The organism is Streptomyces sp. NPDC097595, assembly GCF_044761525.1.
In the GTDB taxonomy this organism is placed as follows: domain Bacteria; phylum Actinomycetota; class Actinomycetes; order Streptomycetales; family Streptomycetaceae; genus Streptomyces; species Streptomyces drozdowiczii_A.
In genome coordinates this window covers 199,739-224,782 of the sequence record NZ_JBIWCN010000011.1, presented here as the reverse complement: position 1 = coordinate 224,782, position 25,044 = coordinate 199,739, and the positions used below count along the sequence as shown (strand labels likewise).

Genomic DNA, 25,044 nt, shown 5'->3' with positions numbered 1-25,044 from the left:
GGCGGACACCAGGTGATCCACGAGGTGGACGACGTACTCCGGTCCCTGATCCGGGCGGAGGTGCTCGGCGGCGGCCAGATCACGGTCGTCTTCGACGCCCCCACCCGGGAGTGGGCCGCCAAGGTCAACGCCCCCATGGTCAACCTCTACCTGTACGACATCCGCGAGGACATGCGGCGCCGCGAGCGCGGCCTGCACAACGAGTACGACGAACGCGGCGCCGTCGTCGCGCGGCGCCGCCCGCCCCGCTACTTCAAGCTCTCGTACCTGATCACCGCGTGGACCAAGCGCCCGGAGGACGAACACCGGCTGCTCTCCTCCCTGCTCGCCTGCCTCCTCGCGTACGAGGCGCTGCCCCCGGAGCGGCTCGCCGGATCGCTCGCCGCGATCGGGGCCGCCGTCCCGATGTCGATCGCCCTGCCCCCGCCGGAGGACCGCTCCTTCGCCGACGTGTGGAGCGCGCTCGGCGGCGAACTGAAGCCGTCGCTCGACCTGGTGGTGAGCGTGCCGGTCACGGCCTCGCCGACCTACCCGGCGGGACCGCCGGTCGGCGACGAGGGCCTGCACGCACGGTTCGGCGACATGCCGGACTCCCCGGAGCCGGGGCGGGGCGATCCGCGCGGTCTGCGCGGTCTGCCGGTGTACGGGAGCCGTCCCGGCCGTCCGGTACGGGAGGAGCCTGCGGCGCGTCGCGGCTTGGGGCTGCGGATCACCGAGAAGCGCTCGGCCGACGATGCCCCCGCCACCGAGGAGGACTCCACCGCATGACGTCCCCGGGCCGCCCCGACGACGACCTGAACCTGCGCCATCTCCTCGCCCGGGCGACCGCCGTCGAGCAACGCGTCCGCCGGGCGGTGGAGGCCCGGCAGCGCACGGACCCGGACCCCGAGGACGCGTTCCGGGGCCTGTACCTGACGGACGAGAACATCGCGCGGCTGCTGAACGAGGAGGGGGCGCGGGGGTTTCCGGACGCGGTGGGGGAGGAGGGCGCGACCGGAGTACCCGACGCCTCGGACCTCGTGGCCCGAGATGACGGCCCGGCCGCCGGGCCGTCCCGGCTCACCGCTCTGGAAACGGACTTCGGGCTCACCCCGCTCGACACCGAGATCCTGCTCATCGCGCTCGTACCCGACCTGGACGACCGCTTCGAGGCGTTCTACGGATACCTCAACGACGACGTGACCCGCCGGCGCCCGTCCATCGGCCTGGCCCTCGGCCTGTGCGGGGTCCCTCCGGCCGACGCCGTCGCGCGGGGCCGGCTGGCGGCGGCGGCCCCGCTCCGCGACGCCGGGCTGCTGCTGGCCGAGGACCTGGACCGTCCGTTCCTCAGCCGGGCGCTGCGGGTGCCGGACCGGGTCACGGCGCACCTGCTCGGCGACGACACGAGGGATCCGCGCCTCGCGGACGTCACCGCGCCGTGGGAAGCGGTCGGGGGCGTGGGCGATCCGGCGGCTCTGGCCCGGGTCCTGGCGGACGGGGTCCCGCTGGTCTACCTGAGCGAGGACCAGGGCGGTGCGGGCACGGCCCTGGCCGCGTCGGCGCTGGAGCGGGCCGGCCGGAGGGTCCTCGGCGTGGACCTCGCCCGCCTGGCGGTGGACCCGGCCCCCGCCGACGCCGTTCGGGCCCTGGTCCGCGAGGCGCGGCTGACCGGGGCGGGCCTGGTCTGCGCGCCGCTGGACGCGGTGTCCCGCGAACACCCTCATCTGTTAAGGCTCCTGACGGGCACTCCGGTCCCTGCGGTGATGGTGGGACGGGTGCCGTGGGACGCCTCCTGGTCCACGGTGCCGCCGCTGCTGGTGCACGCCCCGAGGGTGGAGCCGTCGGCGCGCGGGGCGCTGTGGGGCGAGGCGTACCGGCGTACGGGGTCGGGCCCGGTGCCCGCCGACGTCGACCCGGACCACCTCCTGGCGCCGTTCCTCCTGACGCCGGAGCAGGTCACGGGCGCCGCCCGCAGCGCCGCGCAGACGGCCCGGCTCGACGGCGGGGCCCTCACCCCGGACCACGTGCGCCAGGGGGCCCGCGCCCAGAACGCGGCCGGCCTTGACCGCCTGGCCCGCCGCATCGAACCTGCGGTGACCTGGGACGACCTGGTCCTCCCACCCGGCGCCCACGCCCAGCTCCGCGAACTGACCGCCCGCGCCCGGCACCGTGACCGGGTGCTGGGGGAGTGGGCGATGCGGCCGGGCGGGGGCCGGGGGCGCGGGGTCTCGGCGCTCTTCGCGGGGGACTCCGGCACGGGCAAGACCATGTCGGCGGAGGTGATCGCGGCCGACCTCGGTCTCGACCTGTACACGGTCGACCTGGCGACGGTGATCGACAAGTACGTGGGCGAGACCGAGAAGAACCTGGAGCGCATCTTCACGGAGGCGGCGGGGGTCAACGGGGTCCTGCTCTTCGACGAGGCGGACGCGATTTTCGGGAAGCGCTCGGATGTGAAGGACGCGCACGACCGCTACGCGAACGTGGAGAGCGCGTACCTCCTCCAGCGCATGGAGTCCTTCGACGGCCTGGCCATCCTCGCCACCAACCTCCGCGCCAACCTGGACGACGCCTTCACCCGCCGCCTGGACCTGGTCGTGGACTTCCCGGTCCCGGACCCACCCCAACGCCTGCTCCTCTGGAACCGCTCCCTGGGGCCGACGCTCCCGCGCGGAGCGGACCTGGACCTCGCCTTCTGCGCCGAGAACTTCGAGCTGGCGGGCGGCAACATCCGCTCGATCGCGGTGACGGCGGCGTACTTGGCGGCGGACATGGGCGGCGAGGTGACGATGGCGACGCTGATCCACGCGGTGCAAAGGGAGTACCAGAAACTGGGCCGCCTGACGTTGGCCTCGGAGTTCGGGCCGTATCTAAACTTGGTTAAAGGATGAGGCCGCTCCGGCTCAGTGCGACGGGTTGCCGAGTTCGCGGGTTGCGGCCCAGTCGAGGCGGTGCGGGTTGAATGTGGGCTCCGTGAAGGCGCGGGCAGTCACGGGCGTGCCGGGGTCGCTGACTTCGGCACCCTGCACGTGCGTCCACTGAACCGGTGGCGCCGGCTTGAGGATCTCGGCAGCGTACTGAGCGATGATTTTCGGCTTTCCGCCGACTTCCTGGATGAACAACTGGAGTTCGTATGCCCCTGTGATGGTGGGGCCTGCCCCCGAGACGTATCCGCAGAAGATTGCTCCCCGCTCCTTGTGTTCGAATTCCACGACCATAAAAAGCACGCGGCGGGCTACTTGGTCAAGGGTTTGCGCGTACTCCTCCAATTCGGCATCTGTGTATCCGGGGCGGCGTCCGATGACGGAAAACATGGGGGATTCTGGAGTGGACAGAAAATGGCTCTCGCTATCCTTTTGACGCTCGCTTAGGACCGCGTCGCCTTCGCTGCGGAGGGCCTTTGCTTCCGCGTACTCCGCGTCCAGGTAGGAGTTGATGAATTCTGTTGCCTGGTCAAGATTCATCGCTCGTCACCTCACGTTTGAGGAAAAGGAAATTATCGGGACCTATGGTTGTCTTTCGGGGCTCGGAGGGTTCTCTCATGGGTCCGGAAATGGTCCACTCGTATGTGGTCTCCGTTACCCTTCTGGCTGGCTCTTTGAACATGGATTTGATCATGTCGCTCAGTTCCTTCTCGGCGGCGGCGTCCCCGTTCTGGAAGTCGGGAAGGGATCGGATCTTCGCCTCGAAGTAATCCTTGAGGAGTTCCCCGAATGTGATCGTCACGGTGAGGTTGAGAGAGACCTCGCCTATCCTTGCCGGGTCTCCCGCGAATACGGCTACTTCCGTCTCGATCCGGCGTTCGGCCGCCCGCATGGTCACCTGGTTGTATGTGTCGCTGGTGGTGACGATATTGAGGCCGTCCCGGTAGCCGGAGCCGCCGAAAACATCTGCGACAGCGTGCGATCGGTTGAAATCCTCCCCTCCTATGTAGCCGGGGGAGTTCTGTGTGACGCCGCGAGGGCCGCCGTCGGACTTCACTTGGAGGTCGAAACCCTGGACTTTGAGCTGGGTATCGCGACTGGGATCGGTTTCGGTGATCTTGAATTTCTTCCCGGCGCGAGTGGTGTACGTCGTGATGCGCCGCTCGCTGTTTGCGTCCAGATGAATGTGCTCCGGGTAGAAGTTGGTGTGCTCTGACTTACCCGCGGAAGGGAGGTTGAGGCGGCCGTAAGGGCCTATGTCCTGCTGATAGGAGTGGGAACCCAGCTCATTGAGTTGCTCGACCAGGCCGGCGTTGTTCGTGCCGCCGGGGTCGACCTGCCGCACCTTCGTCAGTCCCTTGTTCTTCAGTTCTTCGGGCACGGGAGCTCCGAGTTTGCCCAGGAACTCCGTTTTGGCGGGGCTTCCGATTCTCCGGAATGTGTACCAGTGGAAGTTTCCGGACTTCTTGAACTCGTTCGACGTGAAGTAGGGCGTCAGCGCCTTCTGGAAGGCTGTGGTTTCAGTTAGCTGGTAAGCGCCCTGTGTGGTGCTGTCAATGTCGTTTCTGGCCCACAGTGAGGAAGACTCACCCCCACCCGTCTGCACCTTGACCTTGGTTATGTAGAGCCTCCACCACTCGTCGTGGGCCGCCTTGACGTATGTCTTGGCCGCTTCCGGGAGGCTGTCCTGGACCTTCTTGAGGGCTTCTTCATCGGTCATGGGGCGCGGGGCGCGTGTGCCGCGTGTGCTTGTCGGATTGACCTTTCCGCGTACGGACCAGTGCTCGCCGTCTTCGACTGGTTCGAGCGACTTCATGCCGTAGCGCGCGCGGATGCCCGCCAGAACGGGTTTGAGGGCACGACGTCCGACGGGTCGATCGCTGAACCTGTTAAGTGCGGCGACAGCGGCGTCCAAGCCCTTGTCCAGGCGCTTCTGCTTGCCCTGCGGGCTGTTGTCCCGCCCCGGCCCCTTTCCCTTGAGCTTCGCCCAGAGCGCCTTGCCCTTCTTGGCGATGAAGTTGACGATCTTGTCGATGGCTCGGTTCACCGGGCGGGATACCGCGTGGAAGACGGACTTGACCTTTGCGGCCAGGCTGCCTATGCCCAGGAGGGACGCCAGGAAGCCGATCAGGAGGGGGACGCTTGCGGCCAGGGCGGTTTCTACCATTTTGGGGACGCCGGCCTTGCCGCCGTTGGCTATCGCCACCACCGCGTCCAGGACCGAGTTGACGAACTCCACCATCTGGGCGCCCTGATTCACCACGAACGTGACGATGTCGATGATTCCCTTGACCGCGCGGACGAACGCGGAGGCGGGGTTCAGGAGGGAGAGGATCCAGGTGATGCCGGCGATGATGACCGTGGGGATCAGGTAGCTCGTCAGCTTTTCCAGGATCGTGGACTTGAGGTCGCCCGCCTCCTCCTGGATCTCCTTGACCGCGCCGGCCGGGCCCTCGCGGGCGATGTTCTGGGCAACCGGGACCGACGACTCGACCGCTGTCATCGCCTGGTCGGGAACGCCCTTGCGGGTCACCCGGGCCCGGATGTTGGCCCAGGTCAGGCCCAGGAGCGAGCCGATCAGCTGGATGATGCCCTTCATGTCGAACTTCTGGGGGAGTTCGAGGCCCGCCTTCACCGCCGTGCCGAGCAGCCACGACACGACCCCGGTCTTCAGGTGGTCGGCGATGTTCGTCAGGAAGAGGTTCAGACCCGCGCCGACAGCCGATACCAGGTTGCCCAGGAAGCCGATGGGGTCCTTGATGATCTTCATGATCGCGCCGGCCGCCTTGGCGAGGATGCCCAGGAGGAGGTTCTTCAGCTCGTTGATCGTCTTGATCGCGCCGACGATCGCGTCCTTGGCCTTGTCGATCAGCCCCTTGTTGGCCTCCTGGAGCTTCTTGATCTCCTCATCGACCTTGTTGAGCGCCGCCGTGTACTTCTGGGCCAGGTCCTGGACCAGCTGTTCCGACTTCTCGTTGACCGACGCTTCCAGATCGTCGAACTTGCCCGCGAAGTCCTTCGCCGCCTCCTCGCCGAACTGCCGCAGATCGGCGGGGAGCCTGTCGACCTCCGCCTTCAGGTCACCCCGCCCCTTGGCGATCCGGGCCTTCGCCTTGCCCAGCTCGGTGCCGATGATGTCGGCGACCGACGAGATCACCGTCTGCATCCGGGACACGTAGAGCTTGCGGGCCTCCTGGTAAAGGTTGTTCGCCTCCTCGGGCAGGCCCGCGAACTTGTCCTTCACCCAGCGGGCCTTGCCGGTCCAGCCGGAGTACCGCTTGTCCTTGTACTGCTTCATCCGGCGCTTGTGGTCCGCCGTGAACGCGTCCCGGGCCGCCTTCTCCCCGGAGGTGAACGCCGCGTCGACCTTCTTGTCCAGGCCGGACAGCGTCGCCTCGACATCCTTCTTCGTGCCGTCGTAGACCTTCTGGAGCTTCGCCGTGACCTCGGCGCGCTTCTTCTCGTCCTTCGACTTGGTCTCGCCCTTGCCGCCGTCCACCTTCTGACCGGCCTGGGCGCGCGTCGCGGTCAGCGTGCTCATCGCGGTGGCGCCGGAGGCCGCGGCGCCCGCCTTCGCGGCGGACAGCTGCCGGCTCTCGGCCGACCTGCCCTTCGCCGGAGCCTTCGCGGAGTCCGCCTCGGCGGTCTTCTTGGCGCTGAGGGCCTCGTTGAACTCGGGCTCGTTGCCCTTGGCGAGCTGCTCCTCGGTGACCTCCGCGTCCGCCATCGCCTTGTCGTTCTGCGCGGGCCCCTCGGAGAAGTCCGTGACCGACGCCGGCTGCTTCTCGGGGATCGCGGCCGCCGCGGACGGCGCCCCGGGGTTGCCGGGCGGCTGGTCCGGGGTGAGCGGCGTGACGGGCTTGTCCTTCGCGGCCGCCGTGTCCGGCGGGGCCTTCGTCGCCGTGTCGATGTCCTTGGCCGACGCCTCCTTGCCGTCCGAGACCTCGCCGTCGACCTCGGCCTTGACCCGTTCCGCCTTGCCGGACTCGGAGAACTTGTCGGCGTCGTCGAGGTTCTTCGGCGCCTGCGCGTCGATGGCCTTGTTCACCGCGTCGATGAACGCCTTCTTGTCGAACTCACCCGGCTTCGCGGCGTTCATCTTCTCCGCGTTGGCCGCCTTGCCCTGCGCCTCCTTGTCGTCCGGGGGCGCCACGGCGGCATCCTGAGACGCCTTCGACTCCGTCGCGGCCGGCCGGTGCCGGCCCAGCCGCTGCTTCTTCGCCGCGATGTCCGCCTTGACGCCCCGGAACCCCGGGGCCTGGGCGGGCGACGGCTTGACGGGCGCGGTGTAGCGCTGGGCTACGAGACGCGAGACGGCCGCGTTGCCGGCGGCACGTTGCAACCGCTGAAGACTGCGGCGGTCCGGTGCCGCCGCAGGGCCGGGCGCGGGAGCCTCCTCCGTACGAGCGGGAGCCGCTTCCGTACGAGGCGAGCCGGTGCGGGACCCGGCGGCGGAGGCGGCGGGCGACTTCTCGGGAACCCCCTTCATACGTCCCCTCCCGCCAGCACAGCTCCGCCCGCACACGGTGGCTAGCCAGGCTGCCGGGCGCCCCGGGGGCGGAGGGAGCACCGGCGGGACGGGGGAGGGGCAGGCCCGTGCGGTGCGCCCGGCGCCGCCTCCTTGCCTCTTCGGGCAGCTCCCCATGCACGCCGGGGCGGCCGACCATCCGTTCCCGGTGATCGCCGAAGTGGCGAGAATCGCCGGTGTTCCCCGGTCGGGCAGCGGTCACGCGACGGGGTGGGAAGCACGTCGAGGAGCACGTCAAGGAGAGGCCCATATGCCGTCGTACCTGTCCCCGGGCGTCTACGTCGAAGAGGTCGAGTCCGGTTCCCGGCCGATCGAAGGGGTGGGCACGTCGGTCGCCGCCTTCGTCGGGTTCGCCCAGCGCGGCCCGTTCGACGAGCCGACGCTGATCACGAACTGGAGCCAGTTCGTCAGCACCTTCGGCGACTTCGTGGACGGCACGTACCTCGCCGCCGGCGTCTACGGCTTCTTCGCCAACGGCGGCGGCATCTGCTACGTCGTCCGCATCGGCGACGGCTCGGACACGGTGGCCGGGGGAGCGGAGGGCGAACTCGCGGCCGGCTCCGAGGTCCAGGTCGGGCCGTACGCCGTGAAGCCCAAGCCGGGCGTGGCAGGCGAGATCAGCGTGGAGGTCGCGGAGGCCGAGGGCGACGACCCGCCCTCCGACGTGTTCCAGCTGATCGTGAAGCGCGACGGCCAGGTCGCGGAGACGTACCCCTCCGTGACGACCAAGCGGAGCAAGGAGAACGTCGCGACCCGGGTCAACGCCAAGTCGGAGCTGATCGAGATACGCGAATCGGGGCGCGGCGCCGCTCCCGCCCGCCCCGCACCCCAGTCGGTGACCCTCGCCCCCGCCGCCCCGCCCGCCGGAAGCGCGGGCGCGCTCGCCCCCGAGGTGTACGTCGGCGATGCCGACCGCCGCACCGGCCTGGGCGGCCTCGAAGCGGTGGACGACGTCACGATGATCGCCGTACCGGACCTCATGGGTGCGTACGAACGCGGCCTGCTCGACCTGGAATCGGTCGTCGCCGTGCAGCAAGCGCTCATCGGACACTGTGAGTTGATGGGTGACCGGATCGCCATCCTGGACCCGCCGCCCGGCCTGACACCGCAGCAGGTCCGGTCATGGCGCACCGACCGGGCGAACTTCGACTCGAAGTACGCCACGCTCTACTACCCGTGGATCAGCGTCGCCGACCCGGCGTCCGGTCGCGCGACCCTCGTACCGCCGAGCGGGCACATCGCCGGCATCTGGGCCCGTAACGACGATTCGCGCGGGGTGCACAAGGCGCCGGCGAACGAAGTGGTGCGCGGGGCTGTGGCGTTGCAGACGCAGCTGACCAAGGGCGAGCACGACCTGCTCAACCCGATCGGGCTGAACTGCATCCGCTCCTTCCCCGGACGCGGCATCCGGGTCTGGGGCGCCCGCACCCTGGCCTCCGACCCGGCCTGGCGCTACCTGAACGTGCGGCGGCTCTTCAACTACCTGGAGGAGTCGATCCTCGCCGGCACCCAGTGGGTGGTCTTCGAGCCGAACGACGACGCCCTGTGGGCCCGTATCCGGCGCACGGTCTCCGCGTTCCTGGTGAACGAGTGGCGCAAGGGCTCGCTCTTCGGCCTCACCCCAGACGAGGCGTTCTACGTCAAGTGCGACCGGGAGACGAATCCGCCTTCGAGCGTCGACGCGGGGCAGGTCGTGTGCGAGATCGGCGTCGCGCCCGTCAAACCGGCCGAGTTCGTCGTCTTCCGGCTCTCCCAGCTGACCGGCGGCACCGGGGGCGTGGACGAGTGACCGGCGCACGCCGCCCTTCAGTGACCGGCCCGTTCCCGAACCTGGCGTAAGGAGCCTGTGGTGCCACTTCCCGATCTCGACAGTTCCGTCGGGCACTCCTTCGGTCTCGAATTCGACAGCGTCGTCATCAAGCAGATCACCGAGGTCAGTGGTCTGAAGATGGAGCAGGACGTCATCGAGCTGAAGCAGAACACCGCCGACGGCAAGTACGCCATCAAGAAGCTGCCCGGCCGCCCCAAAGCCGGCGAGGTGACCGTCACGCGCGGCCTGACCGAGGACAACAGCTTCGAGCGCTGGATCAAGGACTCCCGCTTCGGCCGCATGACGAGCGCCCGCCGCAACGGCGCGGTCATCGTGTACGACTACGAGGGCCTGCCGATCAAGCGGTACAAGCTCATCAACGCCTGGCCCAAGTCGCTGGAGATCGGCACGCTCAAGGCCGGTGACACCTCGGTGCTCACGGAGAAGCTGGCGATCACGTACGAGAGCATGGAGCTCGACTGATGCGGCGTACGGTCCAGTTCCAGGAACCTCCGGGACGGGACTCGGGCACGGGCCGGTCCGAACCGTTGCGCACCGAGTTCAGCTTCGAGCTGCCGCGCGGTTACGTGGACGAGTCGGGCACCGTGCACCGCAGCGGAGTGATGCGGCTGGCGACCGCCCGGGACGAGCTGGTGCCGCTGCGCGACGACCGGGTCCGGGAGAACTCCGCGTACCTCTCGGTCGTGCTGATCTCCCGCGTGGTGACCCGGATCGGGACGGTCGAGGACATCCATCCGGGCGTCATCGAGGACCTGTTCGCGTCGGACCTGGCATTCCTCCAGGACTTCTACCGCCGGATCAACGCCGAGGGGCACACCCGCGCGGCCGTCACCTGTCCGTCCTGCGACGAGGAGTTCGCGGTGGATCTCGCCGGCGGTCGCCTGGGGGAATCGTGACGTACGCGGCCGACCTGCTCTACGAGGAGGTCGCGTACCTCGCCTACCACTTCCACTGGCCGCTCGACGACCTGCTGGACCTGGAACACCCGGAACGCCTGAAGTTCGTCGCACAGGTCGCCCGCCTCAACGGGCAGTAGCCAGGAGCACGGAGGAGGACGAGGAACCATGGGGCTGATGTCCTGGCTGCGCGGCGGCCGTTCCGCCAACGCCCCGCTTTCGCGGCCTCCCGGCCCGGCGGGGCCGGACCGGTCCGACCGGGTGGACGTGAGCCGTCTGGCACCCGTTCAGCGGTCCGTCACGGGCCAGGATCTGCTGACCAACCCAGCCGGGTTCGAGGCAGGATTGACGACACGTCAGGACACGTCGCTGGGCACGCCTTTGGGGCATCTGGTAAGCCCCGAGGCTCCCGCCGGTCTGGTACGCGGTGTGGTCGACGCCGCCCCGGGAAGCCCGCCCCCGCCGGTCCAGCGGGCCGTCGAGATGCCGATGCCCGCGCGGCGTGGGGCGTGGACGGTGGCCGTCCAGCGGACGTACGGGGACGGCCTGCCGAACCTCACCTCGGCCGGACCGGCCCCGGCCGCCGCCGGTCTGCCTGTACGCGAATTGGTCGGCGAGCAGCCCCTCGTAGCCCCTGACGGGCACACCGAGGGCCCGACGCCTCACATGGACGCCGCCGAGCCCGACCCCCTGGCGTCGGGGCCTCCGCGCGTGCAACGTACCTCCGACGTGCCACCCGCGCCGCCGCAGCACGCGCCCCGCCGCACGGGGGGCCTCGGAGCGCCGCTCCCCGGCCTGCCGCCCACGGCCCAGCGCAAGGCGGTCCCGCCCTCGCAGCTGGTTCCACCCCAGGTGCAGCGCGACAGCGCCCCGCTGCCGGTCCACGCCCGCACCGCTGACCCGGTGGTGCCCAGCCCCGGCGGGACCACGGACCCGCCGGCCACCGAGTCGCCCGGCTCCCCCGAGGCCCCCACCGGGACGGAGCCCGTGGCGCCGCTCCTGGGCGACGCCCCGCTCAAGCCGGAGGGCGGCGCGCACGCGCCCGAGGCGACACCGGACCGCCAGGAGCCCGCCGCCCCGGTGCAGCGGACGACCACCCCGCCACTAGCAGCCCCCGACCGCCCCACCGCACCCCTGCTCGGGGACCGGCCCCTCACCCTCCGTACGGCCGACGCCCCCGGCGGGACCCCGGCCGTCCAGCGCGCGGCGGAGAGCGCGGGGGCCGACGACAGCGCACCCAGGCCGTCCCCCTTCGTGCCCGCGCCCCCGGGTCCGCCGCCCGCCGTGGCCGTGCGCTGGACCGCGACCGACCCGGGCGCGGGCATCGCATCGGCAGGGCCGAGAACACCGGGGGTGTCCGGCGCCCCGGCGGCACCGTTGCAGCGTGAGGTCACCCCCGTACAGCGGCAGGCGACCCCGCTGCCGGTCATGCCGGATCCGGGCCCCGGCCGGGGGCCACGCGTGCCCGCTTCTTTCCCGACCGCCGGGGCGGTCGCCGTGGCCGCCGGGGTGGCGCAGCGGATGGCCGACGGGGGCGTCGTCTTCGCGTCCGCACCCCGCGACGGCACCTCGCGGCCGGTCGTCCAGCGGGACTCGGAGACCGCAGAGGAGCCCCCGCCGCCGCCCCTGCCGGAACCCGGTCCGGAGCCCGGACCCGAACCCGAGCCGCCCATCGCGGAGCAGCCGCCGGCGACCACCACCTCCACGAGCCCGGACGGGACGCCGCAGGCGCCACCCGTCACCGACGAACTCGTCCGGGCGCTCTACGCGCCCCTGAGCAGACTGCTGAAGGCCGACCTGCGGCTCGAACGCGAGCGTTCCGGCTTTCTCATCAACACCCGTCACTGATCGAGAGGCACGCGCATGGCCAACGCCCCGGACGACCCCGCAGTCAGCGTCTGCTTCGTCGTGACGATCGACGACATCGAGCTCGGGTCGTTCAACACCTGTGACGGGCTGGGCTGCGAAGTCGTCCTGGAGACGCGCGAGGAGGGCGGCAACAACGGGCACGTGTGGCAGCTGCCGACCCGGCTGAAGTACTCCAACGTCAAGCTGTCGCGTCCGCTCACCAGGGAGACGGAGAAGGTGGCGCGCTGGTTCGCCACCATGACGACCGGGTTCAGCCGCAAGACCGCGCACATCGAGGCGCGGACCGGCGACGGCCGGAAGGTCGCCCAGTGGGGGCTGCTCGAAGTCGTGCCGGTGCGCTGGACGGGGCCGTCGTTCAACCCGGAGTCGCCCAAGGTCGCGATGGAGACGATCGAGATCGCCCACCACGGCTATGTGATGGAGGGCTGAGCGGAGTGAGCTCGGGACCTATCGCCTTCAGCGCGGCCGGGACCTCCGGCGTGGCGTCCGCCGCGAAGGGCGGCTCGGCCAGGCCCAAGCTGGAGCACGCCTACCTGGAGCTGCGGACCCCGCCGACCGGGGGCGGGCTGACCCCCGGCGGGCCGTGCGGGCGGATCGACTTCCAGTTCAACCCCAAGGAGTTGAGCCTGACGAAGGCGGCCTCCTGGAAGCGCACCCCGGCCAAGGGTGCGAAGAGCTCCGGGCCGCCGGAGTACCAGGGCTCGCAGCCCAGCAAGTTGACCGTCGAGATGTTCTTCGACGCGGGCGACACCCAGGACACCCGGGTCGTGACGGCGGTGGAGCAGCTGTTCGCGTGCTGCGTACCGACGAACGAGACCAGGCAGCAGCAGCGGTCCTCGCCGCCGTGGGTGGTGTTCCACTGGGGCGGACTGACCGGCTTCCCCGGTTACGTGAGTCAAGTGGCCGCGAAATACACGCTGTTCACCACGTCGGGCGTGCCGATCCGGGCCGTGTGCCAGGTGACGATGGAGGAGATCAGCGGGGAGACGCCCGGGCAGAACCCCACCTCCGGGGCGCTGGCTGCCCGGCGCGTGCACCGGGTCGCCTCGGGGGACTCGCTGCCCTCCCTGGCCCACCGGGAGTACGGCGACGCGGGTGCCTGGCGGGTCATCGCCGAGGCCAACGGCATCGACGACCCGATCAGGCTCGCCCCGGGCACGCAGCTGCTGCTGCCCGCACTGGACGAGTTGAGCCGGCTGGACGGCAACGGCGGCCGGGGGGCGGGCCGATGACGCGCCCCGGGGTCTCCAGCGCGCTGGTGGTGGAGTTCGACGGCCGCCCGCTGCCCGCGAAGTTCCTCAACACCCTGGTCGAGGGGTATGTGGACGACAGCCGTACGCTGCCCGACCTCTTCCTGCTCCGGTTCCGCGACCCGGACCGCGTCCTGCTCGAACAGACCGGCCTGAAGATCGGCAGCGAGGCCCGGCTCCTCGCCCGGGCCGGTGGCGGAACCGCGCCGAAACCGCTCCTCGAAGGCGCGGTCACCGCCCTGGAGGTCGAGCTGGACGAGACCGGCACCTTCACCGTGGTCCGGGGCCTGGACGCGGCGCACCGCCTGCTGCGGGGCCGGCGCGTCGCCAGCTACCAGAACATGACCCTGTCCGACATCTGCGGCCAGGTCGCCCAGCGCGCCGGACTCAAACCCGGCACCGTGGACATCGCGGGACCGGTCATCGAGCACATCGCCCAACCCAACGTCACCGACTGGGAGTTCGTGCGCGGCCTCGCCGAGGAGGCGGGCGCCCAGGCATACGTGCGCGAAGGGCAGTTGCACATCACCCGGCCCGCCGAGGCGAGCGGGGCGCCGGACAGCTCCGCGCGCGCCGAGCGCGACCCGCTCGTCCTCGAACTCGGCAGCAACCTGCTCCGCTGCCGCGCCGGTGTCTCGGCCGCCGAACAGGTCTCCGAGGTCGAGGTGCGCGGCTGGGACATCGGCGCCAAGGAACCGCTGGTCGGCCGGTCGCCCGCCGGGAAGTCGGCCACGCTGGACCTCGGCGTCACGGCGGCCGACGTCACCGCCCCCTTCGGCGAGGCCCGGTTCGTCGTCACCGACACCGCGTACGGCACCCAGGCACAGGTGGACCAGGCGGCGAAGGCACTGGCCGAGCGCATCGCCGGCTCCTTCGCGGAACTGGAAGCGGTGATCCGGGGCAACCCCGAGGTCACGGCCGGCAGCGCGGTCGCGCTCAACGCGGTCGGCGCGCCCTTCGAGGGCCGCTACACCGTCACCTCCTCGCGCCACGTCTTCGACGCCGTACGCGGTTACGAGACCTGGATCACCGTGTCCGGACAGCAGGAGCGCTCGCTGTTCGGGCTCACCGGGGCCTCCGGCGCGTCCGGGACCGGCCCGCGCTGGTCCGGGCTGGTCAGCGGGACGGTCACGGACACCCAGGACCCGGAGGGCTCGGGCCGGGTGAAGGTGCGCTTCCCCTGGCTGTCGGACGAGTACGCGAGCGACTGGGCGCGCACCGCGCAGTCCGGCGGGACGGGCGGCGGCGAGGCGTTCATCCCCGAGGTCGGCGACGAGGTGCTGGTCGGCTTCGAGCACGGGCACCTGGACCGGCCGTACGTGCTGGCCGGTCTGTACAACGGCAAGGACCGGCCCGGCGGGGGGACCTCAGGTGCGTCCGGCACGCCAGGCACCCCCGGCGCCTCCTACGCGGGCGGTGGCGACCTGGTCGACCCCACCACCGGTGCCGTCAACCGCCGCGCCTTCGCCTCCAAGAGCGGCAACCAGCTCGAACTCCTGGACGCGGCCAACGGCCCGCAGGGTGTACGGCTGCGCACCGGTGACGGGAAACTCACCATCGACCTGGACCGCCGGGGCACCGCCGTCGTCATCAACAGCGACGGCAGCGTGACCATCGAGGCCAAGGAACAGGTCTCCGTCACGGCCGCCAAGGGCGTCTCCCTGGACGCCGGACGCGGGGAGCTCACCCTCACCGGCGAGAGCGTCACCCTCACCTCCCGCAACGGGGTCGCCCTGAACGGCGGCAACGGCAAAGTCGCCCTCTCCACGGACGGCGCGGTGGAGGTGCACGGCGGCCAGGTCACGGTCGACGGCAGCCGGCGCACGGACCTGAAGAGCGGCGGCTCGCTCTCCGTCAACGCGCCGATGATCCAGCTCAACTGACGTACCACCACATTCGCAGCGAACAGGAGCGCACCGCATGCCGTCAGCAGCAGCCGCCCGGGTGGGCGACCCCACCGGCCACCCCGGCACGGTCGGGCCGCCCGGGGTGGTCTCGGTGCTGATCGGCGGCAGACCGGCGGCCACGGTCGGCACCCTCCACCAGTGCGCATCGCCGCTCGGCCACCCGCCGTCCCCGATCGCGCCCCCGGGCAGCCGGAGCGTGTTCATCGGTGGCAGGCCCGCCGCCCGCGTCGGTGACCTGAGCGGCTGCGGGGCGCCGATCCTCTCGGGCTGCGCCACCGTGCTGATCGGAGGCTGAACGCACATGGGAGAGCAGTTCATCGGAGCCGGCTGGGCCTTCCCGCCGCGCACGGACGCCACCGGGTCCATCGCGCTGGTGCGCGGCGAACGCGAACTGGAGGAGTCGATCCGGCTGATCCTCGCGACCTCGCCCGGCGAGCGCCCGATGCGGCCCGAATTCGGCTGCGCCGTCAACGACTACGTGTTCGCCCCCGCCGACGCCGGAACGGCCGGGCAACTCGCGTACGAGGTGCGCCTCGCCCTGGAACGCTGGGAACCGCGCATCGAGGTCGCCGACGTCACCGTCCGCTTCGACGAGGCGGACAACGGGGTGCTCTACATCGACATCGGCTACACCGTGCGCGGTTCCAACGACCCGCGCAACCTCGTCTTCCCGTTCTACGTGATCCCCCAGCACGGACCGGAGACGAACCCCGACGACGAGGAGGCCGGCGCGTGACGCTGCCCAGTCCCCATCTGGACGACCGCCGCTTCCAGGGCCTGGTGGACGAGGCCAAACGCCTGGTCCAGCAGCGCTGCCCGGAGTGGACCGACCACAATGTGTCGGACCCGGGCGTCACGCTCATCGAGGCGTTCGCGACGATGGTCGACCAGCTCGTCTACCGGGTGAACCGGGTGCCGGAGAAGAGCTACCTCACCTTCCTCGACCTGATCGGCGTACGGCTGCACCCACCGACCGCCGCGCGCACCGATGTGACCTTCCGGCTGTCCGCGCCCCGCCCCGACCCCGTCGTGGTGCGCGCCGGGACCGAGGTGGCGACCGTCCGTACGGAGACGGAGGAGGCGGTCGTCTTCACCACCACGTCCGAACTCACCGTCGTGCCCTGCTCGTTCGCCCACCTCGCCACCTGGCCGGCCGCCGAGGAGGTGGTGGACCGCACCGAGCAGCTCGCCATCGGCCGCGACGTGGCCTGCTTCGGCGCCACGCCCGCCCCCGGTGACTGCCTCTACGTGGGCCTGTCGGCCGCCGTGCCGGCCGGCGTCGTCGTTCTGCGGCTCGACTGCCGCGTCGAGGGCGTCGGTGTGGACCCGCTGCGCCCGCCCCTGGTCTGGGAGGCGTGGGACGGCACCACCTGGGCGGCCTGCGAGGTCGAGAAGGACGACACCGGCGGCTTCAACCGGTCCGGCGAACTCATCCTGCACCTGCCGAGGACCCACACCCCCGCCGCCGTCGTCCGCCGCACCGGAGGCTGGCTGCGCTGCCGCCTGATCGAGGCCGAGCCCGGCCGCCCGACCTACCTGGCGCCGCCCGTGGTCCGGTCGGTCACCGCCTTCACCATCGGCGCCACCGTCGCGGCCGAGCACGCCGAGACCATCACCGACGAGGTGCTCGGCGCGGCGGAGGGCGTACCGGGGCAGGCGTTCACCCTGGCGCGCTCGCCCGTCGTGCCGGGGGACTTCGTGGTCGAGGTCGCGGACCCGGCGAGCGGCCCCGAACCGGAGTACACCCGCTGGACCAGGGTCGACGACTTCGCACACTCCGGCCCCGAGGACCGGCACTTCACCCTCGACCCCAACTCGGGCCGCGTCGAGTTCGGCCCCGCCGTACGTGAACGGGACGGCTCCATCCGCTATTACGGGGCCGTCCCCGCCAAGGGCGCCACGGTCAGGGCGCGTTCGTACCGCACCGGCGGCGGACTGCGCGGCAACGTCGCCCGGTCGACCCTGAAGATCCTCCGCAGCGCGCTCCCGTACGTGGCCCGCGTCGAGAACCGCAGGCCCGCGCTCGGCGGCGTCGACGGGGAGAGCGTCGACAGCGCCCGGGTGCGCGGCCCGATGACCCTGCGCACCCTGCACCGGGCCGTCGTCCCGCACGACTACGAACTCCTCGCCCGCGAGGTCGCCCCGGACGCGGCCCGGGTCCACTGCATCCGGGCCGGGGCCGACGGCGACGAGAGCGGCGCCAGCGCGCAGGGCGTACGGCTCCTCGTCGTGCCGGCGGGGCGCAGTGACGACCAGGGGCGGATCGAGTTCGACGAGCTGGTCCCGCCCGCCCAGACCCTGCGCCTCATCGCCGGGCACCTGGACGAGCGCCGCCCGATCGGCGCCCGCCTCGTCGTGGAACCGCCGTTCTACCAGGGCGTCACCGTCGTCGCCTCGGTCCAGGCCGAGCCAGGCGCGGACCGCGACCGCGTGCGCGACGCGGCACTGGCCGCGCTGTACGGGTACTTCAACGCCCTGACCGGCGGGCCCGGCGGGCAGGGCTGGCCGTTCGGGCGTCCGGTCCAGTCCGGCGAGGCGTTCGCCGTGCTCCAACGAGTGCCTGGCGTGGACCTGGTGGAGGACGTACGGCTCTACCGCGCCGACCCGGTGACCGGCGAGCGCACCGAGGCCACCACCAAGATCCCGCTCGACCGGCACGCGCTGGTCTTCAGCTACGAGCACCAGCTTCGCGTGAGGGGAGCCTGATCCATGCGCACCGGCGTCCCCGGGCTCCCCACCCCGCACCCCCTCATCGACCAACTCCCCGCCGTCTACCTGGAGCAGGACTTCCTCCGCCGTTTCCTCACCGCGCTGGACGACGTCCTCGCCCCGGTCCTGCTCACCATCGACAACCTCCCCGCCCACCTGGACCCGCGCAGCGCCCCCGACGACTTCCTGGTCTGGCTGGCGCAGTGGGTGGCGGCGGAGTCCCCCGAGGACGGACCGGTCGAGCGGCGCCGGGAGACGGTACGCGGCGCGGTGGCCCGGCACGCCCGGCGCGGGACGGCGGGCGGCCTCGCCGAGGCGATACGCCTGGCGACCGGCGCCGACCCGGAGATCACGGAGAGCGGCGGCACCGCCTGGTCCACCGGAACCGGCACCACGCTTCCGGGCGCGCCGCGCCCCTGGGTGACGATCCGGGTCAGGGAGGGGCGCGGCCGGGCCGTGGACCGGGCCCGGCTGGAAGAACTCATCGGCACGGAGGTGCCGGCCCACGTGGGCTACACGCTGGAGATCCTGCCCTCGGACGAGGGCGCGGGGGGTGCGACGCGGTGATCTGCGAGTCGTGCGGGACGAGGAATGAACCGGGGCGCGAATTCTGCGTGTCGTGCGAGGCGTTTCTGGCGTGGGAGGAGGGCGACGAGCCCGCGCCGCCGGCGCCTCGTGCACCCATCGATCCGCCGGAGCCGGGGCCGCCGCCCGTCCCGGCCCCGCCCCTGGCTCCGGAACCGCGCCGGGACCTCGTGCCCCCGACCACCGCGCCTCCGGTCCCGGCGCCCCCGACCCCCGTGAACCCGACGCCCGCGCCTCCGGCCCCCGCACCGCCGGAGCCGGCGCCCCCGACCTCCCTACCCCCGCGCCCACCCCGCCCGGCCGCCCCCACCCCGCCGCTCCCGCCCCACGTGGTGAACCCCCTCCCCGCCATCCCCCCGCAGCGCCCGCCGGGCCCCGCGTTCCGCGCCCAGGACCCGGACCGCCCCGACCCGGCACGCCGTCCGCCGTCCGCCCCCGCACAGCCCGCCGCCCCCCGCCGCCCCGGGGACCGGCCGGACACCCCGCCCGGCCCCGCGGCCTGGACGCCCGACGCGTCGGGGCCCGAGCCGCCCGCCGCGCCGGTCAGGGCCGCCGCGCCCGTGCGCTGCCCGGGCTGCGGCACCGAGAACGCACCCGACCGCACCCTGTGCGTCCGGTGCGCCCTGCTCCTCGACCCCGGACCCCCGCCCGAGGCGCGTCCGCCCTGGTGGCGCCGCCTCTTCCGCCGGGACCCGGCGAGGGGCCACGCGGCCGGGGCGCGTCCGCGACGCCGCAGGCGGGGGCCGAGGCTCGGGATTCCCCTCGCGCTGCTCCTCGTCCTGGCCGGGGTGTGGTTCGCGCTGCCGCACCTGTCCGGGCTGCTGGGCCTCGCCAAGGAGGAGACCGGTGCGCCGGAGGCGATGCCGCCCTCCGCGTGCAAGGCGTCGAGCGCGGCTCCGGGGCATGCCGCGGCCGCCGCCGTGGACGGCTTCAACAACCGGTACTGGGCACCGAAGGCCACCGGCGGCGGGGCGGGGGAGTTCCTTGAGTGCGCGTTCGAAGCGCCGGTCCGGCTGCGGAAGATGGTGGTGTTCTCCGGCACCTCGACGCGTACGGACGAGTATCTGACGCAGGCCCGGCCGGCCAGGCTCATCGCCGAACTGACCGCGCGGGACGGCACCAAGAGCACGAAGACGATCCGGCTCGCCGACCAGGCAGGTCAGCAGACGTTCGACCTACGGGGCTCGCAGACCGTCCGCGTCCGGCTCACGGTCGACTCCGCGTACGGCACCGGCAAGGGCCGCCGGGTGGCGGTCGCCGAGGTCGAGTTCTTCGGCCACCGCTCCTGACACCGAAGCCCACCACGCGCGTCCGGCTTGCGACGGAGGAAGGGGGACGGCAGGGTTCGGTGCTGTGCCCACTCTCCTGATCGTGCATCACACGCCCTCGCCGAACTGCCAGGCCCTCTTCGAGGCCGTCGTCTCCGGTGCGACGACGGACGAGATCGAGGGCGTGCGCGTCGTACGGCGCGCCGCGCTCGCCGCGACGGCCTCCGACGTACTCGAAGCGGACGGGCTGCTCCTCGGCACCCCGGCGAACCTCGGCTACATGTCCGGGGCGCTCAAGCACTTCTTCGACCAGATCTACTACCCGTGCCTCGACACCACGCAGGGCCGCCCCTTCGGCTACTACGTGCACGGCGGCAATGACGTCACGGGCGCCGTGCGCGGCATCGAGACGATCACCACCGGCCTCGGCTGGCGCCGGGCGGCGGAGGCCGTGAAAGTGACGGGCGAGCCGGGCAGGGCCGACACCGAGGCGTGCTGGGAGCTGGGGGCCACGCTCGCCGCCGGTCTCACCGAATAAGGGCTGCGCGACCGGCGTCCGGACGCTACGCTGTGCCGCGATGACGACTCACTCTCTCCAAAGATTGGGGGCCCCGTCCGCGCAAGGTGAGTGCTGATGACCACTCACCGGCCCGACGAGGATCCCTTCCTGTCCTTCTGGCTGCGCGTGCGCGAGTTCGCCGTGCCGCCCTCCATGATCGAAACCGCCACCGCCCGACGTCGTACCGGCGACTGGGCCGGCGCGTGCGCCGCCGCGGGTGTCGACGTCGACTTCACGCCCCGGGCCCTGGCCCGCACGTACGGGCGCGAACTCGCCGCCCGCGTACGCGCGGACCTGCGCCACCTGGCACCGGACCTGCTGCGCTGGCACATGCCGAGGATCGCCCCGCGCGGACTGCTGCGCCCCGGGCTGACGATCGCGCTCGCGCGGTACGACTCCGAGCCGCGTCCCGGGACCGCTCGTGCCCCGGCCTCCGTGCACCTGGTGGCCAGAACACCGCCTGCCTGGGCGGATGCAGGGCAGCGGATCAGCCTCGGCCTGTGGGACGGCACGGGCTCCGGGACCGTACGCCTGCATCCGCACCCGTACCCCAGCCGGCGGTTCCGGCTCGACCTGCACCGCCAGCTGTGGGACGCGCGCAACGCTGCTGACCTGCGGATACGTTCCGGAGTCGACGGCGCCACGGACCCGGACCTGCTCCGCCGGCTGCCTCCGGGGCGCCGCTGTGCCGTCGGCCGCTGGGCGGCGGAGGCCGCGCTGCTGCTCGATGCCGAGGGCCGCACCTCGGGCCCCGTCACCGTACGGCTGGGCGGGCGGCACCGGCTGCTGCTGCACGCGACCGCGGACGGCCGTCTGCGGCTCGCGGACGCCGGGGCGGACGCCGGCCGCTCTCCGCTGGTGCTCCCCGACGCCGCCACCTGGGCGCTGCCCGACCTCGAACTCCTGCGGTCCGGCGCGATCGCGGCCGACCGGCTGCACCCGCTCGTCGCGGCCGCGCTCGCCCCCGGGCACGCACCGGCCGGTCCGCCACCGGTTCCGGCGGGCGCCGGGCACCCCCGCGTCGTGGACTGCCGGGGCGCCCGGCACCGGATCGGCCTGGTCGACGGGGTGCTGTCGGCCCTGGACCACGACCCGGCCGAGATCCGGCGCGAGGAACTGCTGGTCGCCCTGACCGGCACCCCGCTGCCGTGCCTCCGGGCCATCGATGAGGCCCACCGCCGCCCGGACTGCCTCACCGGGGTACGGGAACGGCTCGACCACGGCGACATCGCCGGAGCCCTCGCCGTGGTCGAAGGGCTCCTCGGCCACGGCGCGCAGCTCCGGGACGGCCCACTCCGCGACGAACTGGAGACGGCGGCGCTCCGCAGGATCACCTACGGCCTGTACCGCGCCGACCTGATCGAACCCGGCCCCAGCACCTGCCACCCCGTCCCTCCGCCCGCTCCCGCACGCCGCACGCGCCCACGTCGGGCGGGGGCGCGCTGACGGGTGCGCGCGCACCCCGCACTCGCACTTGCCCACCACGACTCACAAGGTGATGACCCATGCCCGTAAGCACCCTTTCCGCCCCGCCCACGGCCTCCCAGCTCGACATCGCCGGGGCGCTGACCGCCCTGCTGCGCGACACGACGACCGAAGCGCGCCCCGACACCCAGCTGGAGGCCCTGACGCTGGCCGTCGCCGCCGACCTGCCCGTGCTGCTGTGGGGTGAGCCGGGCATCGGCAAGACCGCCGCCCTCACCCAGCTCGCCGACGACCTCGGGCTGCGGCTCACTACGGTCATCGCCAGCGTGCACGAGCCGTCCGACTTCTCCGGGCTGCCCGTCGTCGGGGACGATCCGGCGGAGCAGGGCGTCCCCATGGCGCCGCCGGACTGGGCCGTGCGGCTGGTCCGGGCCGGGCGCGGCCTGCTCTTCCTGGACGAACTGTCCACGGCCCCGCCCGCCGTGCAGGCGGCCCTTCTCCGACTCGTACTGGAGCGGCGGGTCGGGGCGCTTCAACTGCCGCCCGGTGTAAGGATCGTGGCCGCCGCCAACCCGCGTTCGTCGGCGGCGGACGGCTGGGAGCTGAGCCCGCCGCTGGCCAACCGGTTCGTCCACCTCCAGTGGACCCATGACCAGGACGTCGTCGTACGCGGTCTCGGCGGGACCTGGCCCCGGGCGACCCTGCCCCGGCTCCAGCCCGAACGCCTCGCCGAGGCAGTCGACTTCGCCCGCCGGGCGGTGTGCGGGCTTCTCGCGGCCCGTCCCGCGCTCGTCCACCGGCTGCCCAGCGGCGAGACCCGCAGGGGCGGCGCCTGGCCGTCTCCCCGGAGCTGGGACATGACGCTCACCCTGATCGCCTTCGCCACCGCCGCCGGAGTCTCCCGCGATGTGCTCTCGCTGCTCGTCCGGGGCACGGTCGGGGACGGGCCGGGGCTCGAACTCCTCGCTGCCATCGACCGGATGGACCTCCCGGACCCCGAAACACTCCTCGCCGACCCGGCGTCCGTCGTGCTGCCCGAGCGGGGGGACCTGCGGCAGGCGGTGCTCGACGGGGTGGTCGCGGCGGTGCGCAAACGCCTCGACCGGTCGCGCTGGGACGCCGCCTGGACGGTTCTGGTGCGCGCGGTCGAGACCGGAGCACCGGACCTGGTCGTCGTCCCGGCGACCACCCTCGCCACGCTCAGGCGGGAGGAGTGGGACGTGCCCGCGTCGATCGAGGCGCTGGCGGGAGTCGTGTCGGTGTCCCGGCGCGCCGAGGACGCGGCGGCCCGCGCCGCCGTGGCGACGAAGGGCGGCCGGTGACCGGGGTCGAGCTGGACCGCGACAAGCTCTTCGCCGCCCGGTTGCAGGCCGTCAGGGCCCGCCCGTTCCTGGCGACGGCGCTGTTCGCCCTCCATGTGGTCGAGTCGCGGCGCGTTCCGACGATGGCCGTCGACCGCCACTGGCGGTGCTACGTATCGCCGCTGTTCGTGGACCGCACACCGGTGGAGGAACTCGCCGGGGTGTGGGTGCACGAGGTGTCGCACCTGCTGCGCGACCACCACGGGCGCGGCGACCGGTTCGCGCGCCGACACGCACTGACCGGTGCCGGGGTGCGGTTGCGGATGAACATCGCGGCCGACTGCGAGATCAACGACGACGTGTACGGGGACGGGCTGGCCGCCCCCGAGGGAGCCGTGTGGCCCGCGACGCTGGGGCTTCCCGAGGGGCGGCTGATGGAGGAGTACCTGCACCTGTTCCGGCTGGGGCCGCACACGCAGGACTTCGCCTGGCTGGACTGCGGCAGCGGCTCCGACGGGCTCGACCGGGAGTGGGACCTCGGACCCGACGGCGCGCACGGGCTCAGTGAGCAGGAGCGGGACGCGGTGCGCTTCCGGGTGGCCCAGGGCATCACCGGCCGCCCGGGCCATGCGCCGAGGGCGTGGAAGCGGTGGGCGGAGGAGGCGTTCCACCCGCCCCAGGCGTGGCGCGACCTGCTGGGGGCCGCCGTCCGGTCGGCCGTGTCCGGCCCCGGCGCGGGCGACGACTACTCGTACGGGCGTCCCTCACGGCGCTCGGCCGGGTTGCCCGGGGTGGTCCTGCCGAGCCTGCGGCGCAGACCACCGCATGTGTCCGTGGTCATCGACACCTCGGGCTCGGTCAGCGACGCGGAACTGGGCAGCGCGCTGCTTGAGGTGTCCGCGATCACCCGTGCCGTGGGCGGGCGCCGGGACCTGGTCAGGGTCCTGTCCTGCGACGCGGCCGCCCGGGTCGTGCACCCGCTGTGCAGCGCGGAGGGCATTCCGCTGGTGGGCGGCGGCGGAACCGATCTGCGTACGGGCTTCGCCAAGGCGCTGCGGACGCATCCCCGGCCCGATGTCGTCGTGGCCCTGACCGACGGGCAGACCCCGTGGCCCACCGTCCAGCCGGCGTGCCGGACGGTGGTGGGGCTCTTCGACCGGGCGGACCGGGACTCCTGGGACGAGGAGGATCCGGACTACGTACCGGACTCGCCGCCCGAGTGGGCGTGCGTCGTCAACATCGGCTAGCCGGAGTCCCGTTGATCCGGGTGACGGCGCATGTGTTCGACCCCGGACGCGCCCGCCCGCAGCCCGTCCGTCACCAGGTCGAAGAGGCGGGCGGCGCGGGGCTGCCAGTCGCTGTGCGGGTCCAGTTGCCACAGGCCCGCTATGGCGAGGAGGAAGTCGTCCGGGGTCACCCCCACGCGTATCGTGCCCGCCGCCTCGTTCGCCGTCAGCAGGACCGTGATGGCCTCGGTCACCGGGCCGTGGCCGACCTGCGCCAGGCTGCCGTGCCCGCTGGTCGCGGAGCGCAGGGCGTCCGCCAGGCCCGCCTTCGCCATCGCGTACCGGGCGAGGCGGTCCAGCCACTCGCGCAGGGCGCGGTCGGCCGGGCGGTCGGCGAGGAGCTGGGCCGCCGCGTCGGCGACCTGCCGCATCTCGTACCGGTAGACCTCAAGGACCAGGGCCTCGCGGTGGGGGAAGTTGCGGTAGAAGGTCCCCTGGCCCACGCCCGCCTTCCGCGCGATCACACTCACCGGGGTGTCCGCGGCCCGGGTCAGCTCGGTGAGCGCGACGGCCAGGATGCGCTCGCGGTTGCGCTGCGCGTCCGGCCGCGTGGGCGTGCTCCTCGCGTCCCGCACCCTTCCCCCCCCTCCCGAGCCACGGCCGGGGACGGCCTTGCTCGCCGGACAGTCGCGCGTTAGGTTCGACAACCAAGCGGACAGCTGTCCGCTTGCCTCCACCGCAGCGCCGGATCAGGCCACTTGACCGACCGGCTTCCGTCGGCCCCCCA

Annotated in this window: 22 protein-coding genes; 19 read left to right on the top strand and 3 right to left on the bottom strand. The window is 72.3% G+C overall.

All coding sequences use genetic code 11. The features are described from left to right. Window positions 1-12: 12 nt before the first annotated feature. Together ACIQZN_RS19470 and ACIQZN_RS19465 are read left to right on the top strand one after the other, a co-directional pair. The gene (locus ACIQZN_RS19470; protein ID WP_403995033.1) at window positions 13-768 is read left to right on the top strand and encodes a DUF4255 domain-containing protein; all 756 of its coding nucleotides are present in this window, start codon (window positions 13-15) and stop codon (window positions 766-768) included. Then, window positions 765-2,870 (top strand): ATP-binding protein, encoded by a 2,106-nt coding sequence (locus ACIQZN_RS19465; RefSeq protein WP_403995030.1) that lies wholly within the window; start codon window positions 765-767, stop codon window positions 2,868-2,870. The genes ACIQZN_RS19470 and ACIQZN_RS19465 overlap by 4 nt, the downstream gene beginning before the upstream one ends. A 12-nt stretch (window positions 2,871-2,882) precedes the next feature. On the opposite strand, the gene ACIQZN_RS19460 is transcribed toward ACIQZN_RS19465, so the two are convergent. After that, entirely contained in the window at window positions 2,883-3,443 is a 561-nt protein-coding gene (locus tag ACIQZN_RS19460) for a hypothetical protein (protein ID WP_403995027.1), read from the bottom strand. Next, a complete protein-coding gene (locus ACIQZN_RS19455) occupies window positions 3,433-7,392 on the bottom strand; it encodes an HPC2 multi-domain protein (RefSeq protein ID WP_403995024.1) in 3,960 nt (1,319 codons plus the stop codon). The genes ACIQZN_RS19460 and ACIQZN_RS19455 overlap by 11 nt, the downstream gene beginning before the upstream one ends. 289 nt (window positions 7,393-7,681) lie before the next feature. Between ACIQZN_RS19455 and ACIQZN_RS19450 the strand changes: the two genes are divergently transcribed. The 17 genes from ACIQZN_RS19450 (at window position 7,682) to ACIQZN_RS19370 (ending at window position 24,278) form a co-directional block, all read left to right on the top strand. Continuing rightward, window positions 7,682-9,220 (top strand): phage tail sheath family protein, encoded by a 1,539-nt coding sequence (locus ACIQZN_RS19450; protein ID WP_403995021.1) that lies wholly within the window; start codon window positions 7,682-7,684, stop codon window positions 9,218-9,220. A 60-nt stretch (window positions 9,221-9,280) separates the two neighbouring features. Continuing rightward, complete coding sequence (locus ACIQZN_RS19445) at window positions 9,281-9,724, top strand: phage tail protein (RefSeq protein ID WP_143616868.1); 444 nt, start codon at window positions 9,281-9,283, stop codon at window positions 9,722-9,724. Continuing rightward, entirely contained in the window at window positions 9,724-10,158 is a 435-nt protein-coding gene (locus ACIQZN_RS19440) for a hypothetical protein (RefSeq protein ID WP_403995017.1), read from the top strand. The genes ACIQZN_RS19445 and ACIQZN_RS19440 overlap by 1 nt, the downstream gene beginning before the upstream one ends. Continuing rightward, window positions 10,155-10,298, top strand: coding sequence for a DUF6760 family protein (locus tag ACIQZN_RS19435; RefSeq protein WP_018099790.1), 144 nt, complete (start codon window positions 10,155-10,157; stop codon window positions 10,296-10,298). The genes ACIQZN_RS19440 and ACIQZN_RS19435 overlap by 4 nt, the downstream gene beginning before the upstream one ends. 28 nt (window positions 10,299-10,326) lie before the next feature. Then, complete coding sequence (locus ACIQZN_RS19430; RefSeq protein ID WP_403995012.1) at window positions 10,327-12,006, top strand: hypothetical protein; 1,680 nt, start codon at window positions 10,327-10,329, stop codon at window positions 12,004-12,006. A gap of 15 nt (window positions 12,007-12,021) precedes the next feature. Continuing rightward, window positions 12,022-12,456, top strand: a complete 435-nt coding sequence (locus tag ACIQZN_RS19425; RefSeq protein WP_403995009.1) for a phage tail protein — start codon at window positions 12,022-12,024, stop codon at window positions 12,454-12,456. Between the two features lie 5 nt (window positions 12,457-12,461). Then, the gene (locus ACIQZN_RS19420) at window positions 12,462-13,259 is read left to right on the top strand and encodes a peptidase M23 (RefSeq protein WP_403995006.1); all 798 of its coding nucleotides are present in this window, start codon (window positions 12,462-12,464) and stop codon (window positions 13,257-13,259) included. After that, window positions 13,256-15,160, top strand: a complete 1,905-nt coding sequence (locus ACIQZN_RS19415) for a VgrG-related protein (protein WP_403995003.1) — start codon at window positions 13,256-13,258, stop codon at window positions 15,158-15,160. The genes ACIQZN_RS19420 and ACIQZN_RS19415 overlap by 4 nt, the downstream gene beginning before the upstream one ends. A 37-nt stretch (window positions 15,161-15,197) precedes the next feature. Continuing rightward, window positions 15,198-15,479, top strand: a complete 282-nt coding sequence (locus ACIQZN_RS19410) for a PAAR domain-containing protein (protein ID WP_018099786.1) — start codon at window positions 15,198-15,200, stop codon at window positions 15,477-15,479. A gap of 6 nt (window positions 15,480-15,485) precedes the next feature. Next, window positions 15,486-15,920: a GPW/gp25 family protein gene (locus ACIQZN_RS19405; RefSeq protein WP_403994999.1), complete on the top strand. Its 435-nt coding sequence runs from the start codon at window positions 15,486-15,488 to the stop codon at window positions 15,918-15,920. Further along, window positions 15,917-17,890, top strand: a complete 1,974-nt coding sequence (locus ACIQZN_RS19400) for a putative baseplate assembly protein (protein WP_403994996.1) — start codon at window positions 15,917-15,919, stop codon at window positions 17,888-17,890. The genes ACIQZN_RS19405 and ACIQZN_RS19400 overlap by 4 nt, the downstream gene beginning before the upstream one ends. Window positions 17,891-17,893: 3 nt before the next feature. After that, on the top strand, window positions 17,894-18,460 hold the full coding sequence (locus ACIQZN_RS19395; RefSeq protein ID WP_403994994.1) for a phage tail protein: 567 nt from the start codon (window positions 17,894-17,896) through the stop codon (window positions 18,458-18,460). 347 nt (window positions 18,461-18,807) lie between these two features. Beyond that, a complete protein-coding gene (locus ACIQZN_RS19390) occupies window positions 18,808-19,767 on the top strand; it encodes an NADase-type glycan-binding domain-containing protein (protein WP_403994991.1) in 960 nt (319 codons plus the stop codon). Between the two features lie 64 nt (window positions 19,768-19,831). After that, on the top strand, window positions 19,832-20,284 hold the full coding sequence (locus ACIQZN_RS19385) for a flavodoxin family protein (protein ID WP_073967101.1): 453 nt from the start codon (window positions 19,832-19,834) through the stop codon (window positions 20,282-20,284). 96 nt (window positions 20,285-20,380) lie between these two features. Further along, entirely contained in the window at window positions 20,381-21,751 is a 1,371-nt protein-coding gene (locus tag ACIQZN_RS19380) for a hypothetical protein (protein WP_403994987.1), read from the top strand. Window positions 21,752-21,810: 59 nt separating this feature from the next. Further along, window positions 21,811-23,052, top strand: coding sequence for an AAA family ATPase (locus ACIQZN_RS19375; protein ID WP_403994984.1), 1,242 nt, complete (start codon window positions 21,811-21,813; stop codon window positions 23,050-23,052). Continuing rightward, window positions 23,049-24,278 (top strand): VWA-like domain-containing protein, encoded by a 1,230-nt coding sequence (locus ACIQZN_RS19370; protein WP_403994981.1) that lies wholly within the window; start codon window positions 23,049-23,051, stop codon window positions 24,276-24,278. The genes ACIQZN_RS19375 and ACIQZN_RS19370 overlap by 4 nt, the downstream gene beginning before the upstream one ends. On the opposite strand, the gene ACIQZN_RS19365 is transcribed toward ACIQZN_RS19370, so the two are convergent. Continuing rightward, a complete protein-coding gene (locus ACIQZN_RS19365; RefSeq protein WP_403994978.1) occupies window positions 24,275-24,892 on the bottom strand; it encodes a TetR/AcrR family transcriptional regulator in 618 nt (205 codons plus the stop codon). The two genes, ACIQZN_RS19370 and ACIQZN_RS19365, sit on opposite strands and share 4 nt — an antisense overlap. Between the last annotated feature and the right edge of the window lie 152 nt (window positions 24,893-25,044).

What these genes read in the sequence shown, in the direction of transcription:
- ACIQZN_RS19465 (WP_403995030.1), top strand. Translation starts at nt 765, where the DNA reads ATGACGTCCCCGGGCCGCCCCGACGACGACCTGAACCTGCGCCATCTC.
- ACIQZN_RS19460 (WP_403995027.1), bottom strand. Translation starts at nt 3,443, where the DNA reads ATGAATCTTGACCAGGCAACAGAATTCATCAACTCCTACCTGGACGCG.
- ACIQZN_RS19455 (WP_403995024.1), bottom strand. Translation starts at nt 7,392, where the DNA reads ATGAAGGGGGTTCCCGAGAAGTCGCCCGCCGCCTCCGCCGCCGGGTCC.
- ACIQZN_RS19450 (WP_403995021.1), top strand. Translation starts at nt 7,682, where the DNA reads ATGCCGTCGTACCTGTCCCCGGGCGTCTACGTCGAAGAGGTCGAGTCC.
- ACIQZN_RS19440 (WP_403995017.1), top strand. Translation starts at nt 9,724, where the DNA reads ATGCGGCGTACGGTCCAGTTCCAGGAACCTCCGGGACGGGACTCGGGC.
- ACIQZN_RS19430 (WP_403995012.1), top strand. Translation starts at nt 10,327, where the DNA reads ATGGGGCTGATGTCCTGGCTGCGCGGCGGCCGTTCCGCCAACGCCCCG.
- ACIQZN_RS19425 (WP_403995009.1), top strand. Translation starts at nt 12,022, where the DNA reads ATGGCCAACGCCCCGGACGACCCCGCAGTCAGCGTCTGCTTCGTCGTG.
- ACIQZN_RS19415 (WP_403995003.1), top strand. Translation starts at nt 13,256, where the DNA reads ATGACGCGCCCCGGGGTCTCCAGCGCGCTGGTGGTGGAGTTCGACGGC.
- ACIQZN_RS19410 (WP_018099786.1), top strand. Translation starts at nt 15,198, where the DNA reads ATGCCGTCAGCAGCAGCCGCCCGGGTGGGCGACCCCACCGGCCACCCC.
- ACIQZN_RS19405 (WP_403994999.1), top strand. Translation starts at nt 15,486, where the DNA reads ATGGGAGAGCAGTTCATCGGAGCCGGCTGGGCCTTCCCGCCGCGCACG.
- ACIQZN_RS19395 (WP_403994994.1), top strand. Translation starts at nt 17,894, where the DNA reads ATGCGCACCGGCGTCCCCGGGCTCCCCACCCCGCACCCCCTCATCGAC.
- ACIQZN_RS19380 (WP_403994987.1), top strand. Translation starts at nt 20,381, where the DNA reads ATGACCACTCACCGGCCCGACGAGGATCCCTTCCTGTCCTTCTGGCTG.
- ACIQZN_RS19375 (WP_403994984.1), top strand. Translation starts at nt 21,811, where the DNA reads ATGCCCGTAAGCACCCTTTCCGCCCCGCCCACGGCCTCCCAGCTCGAC.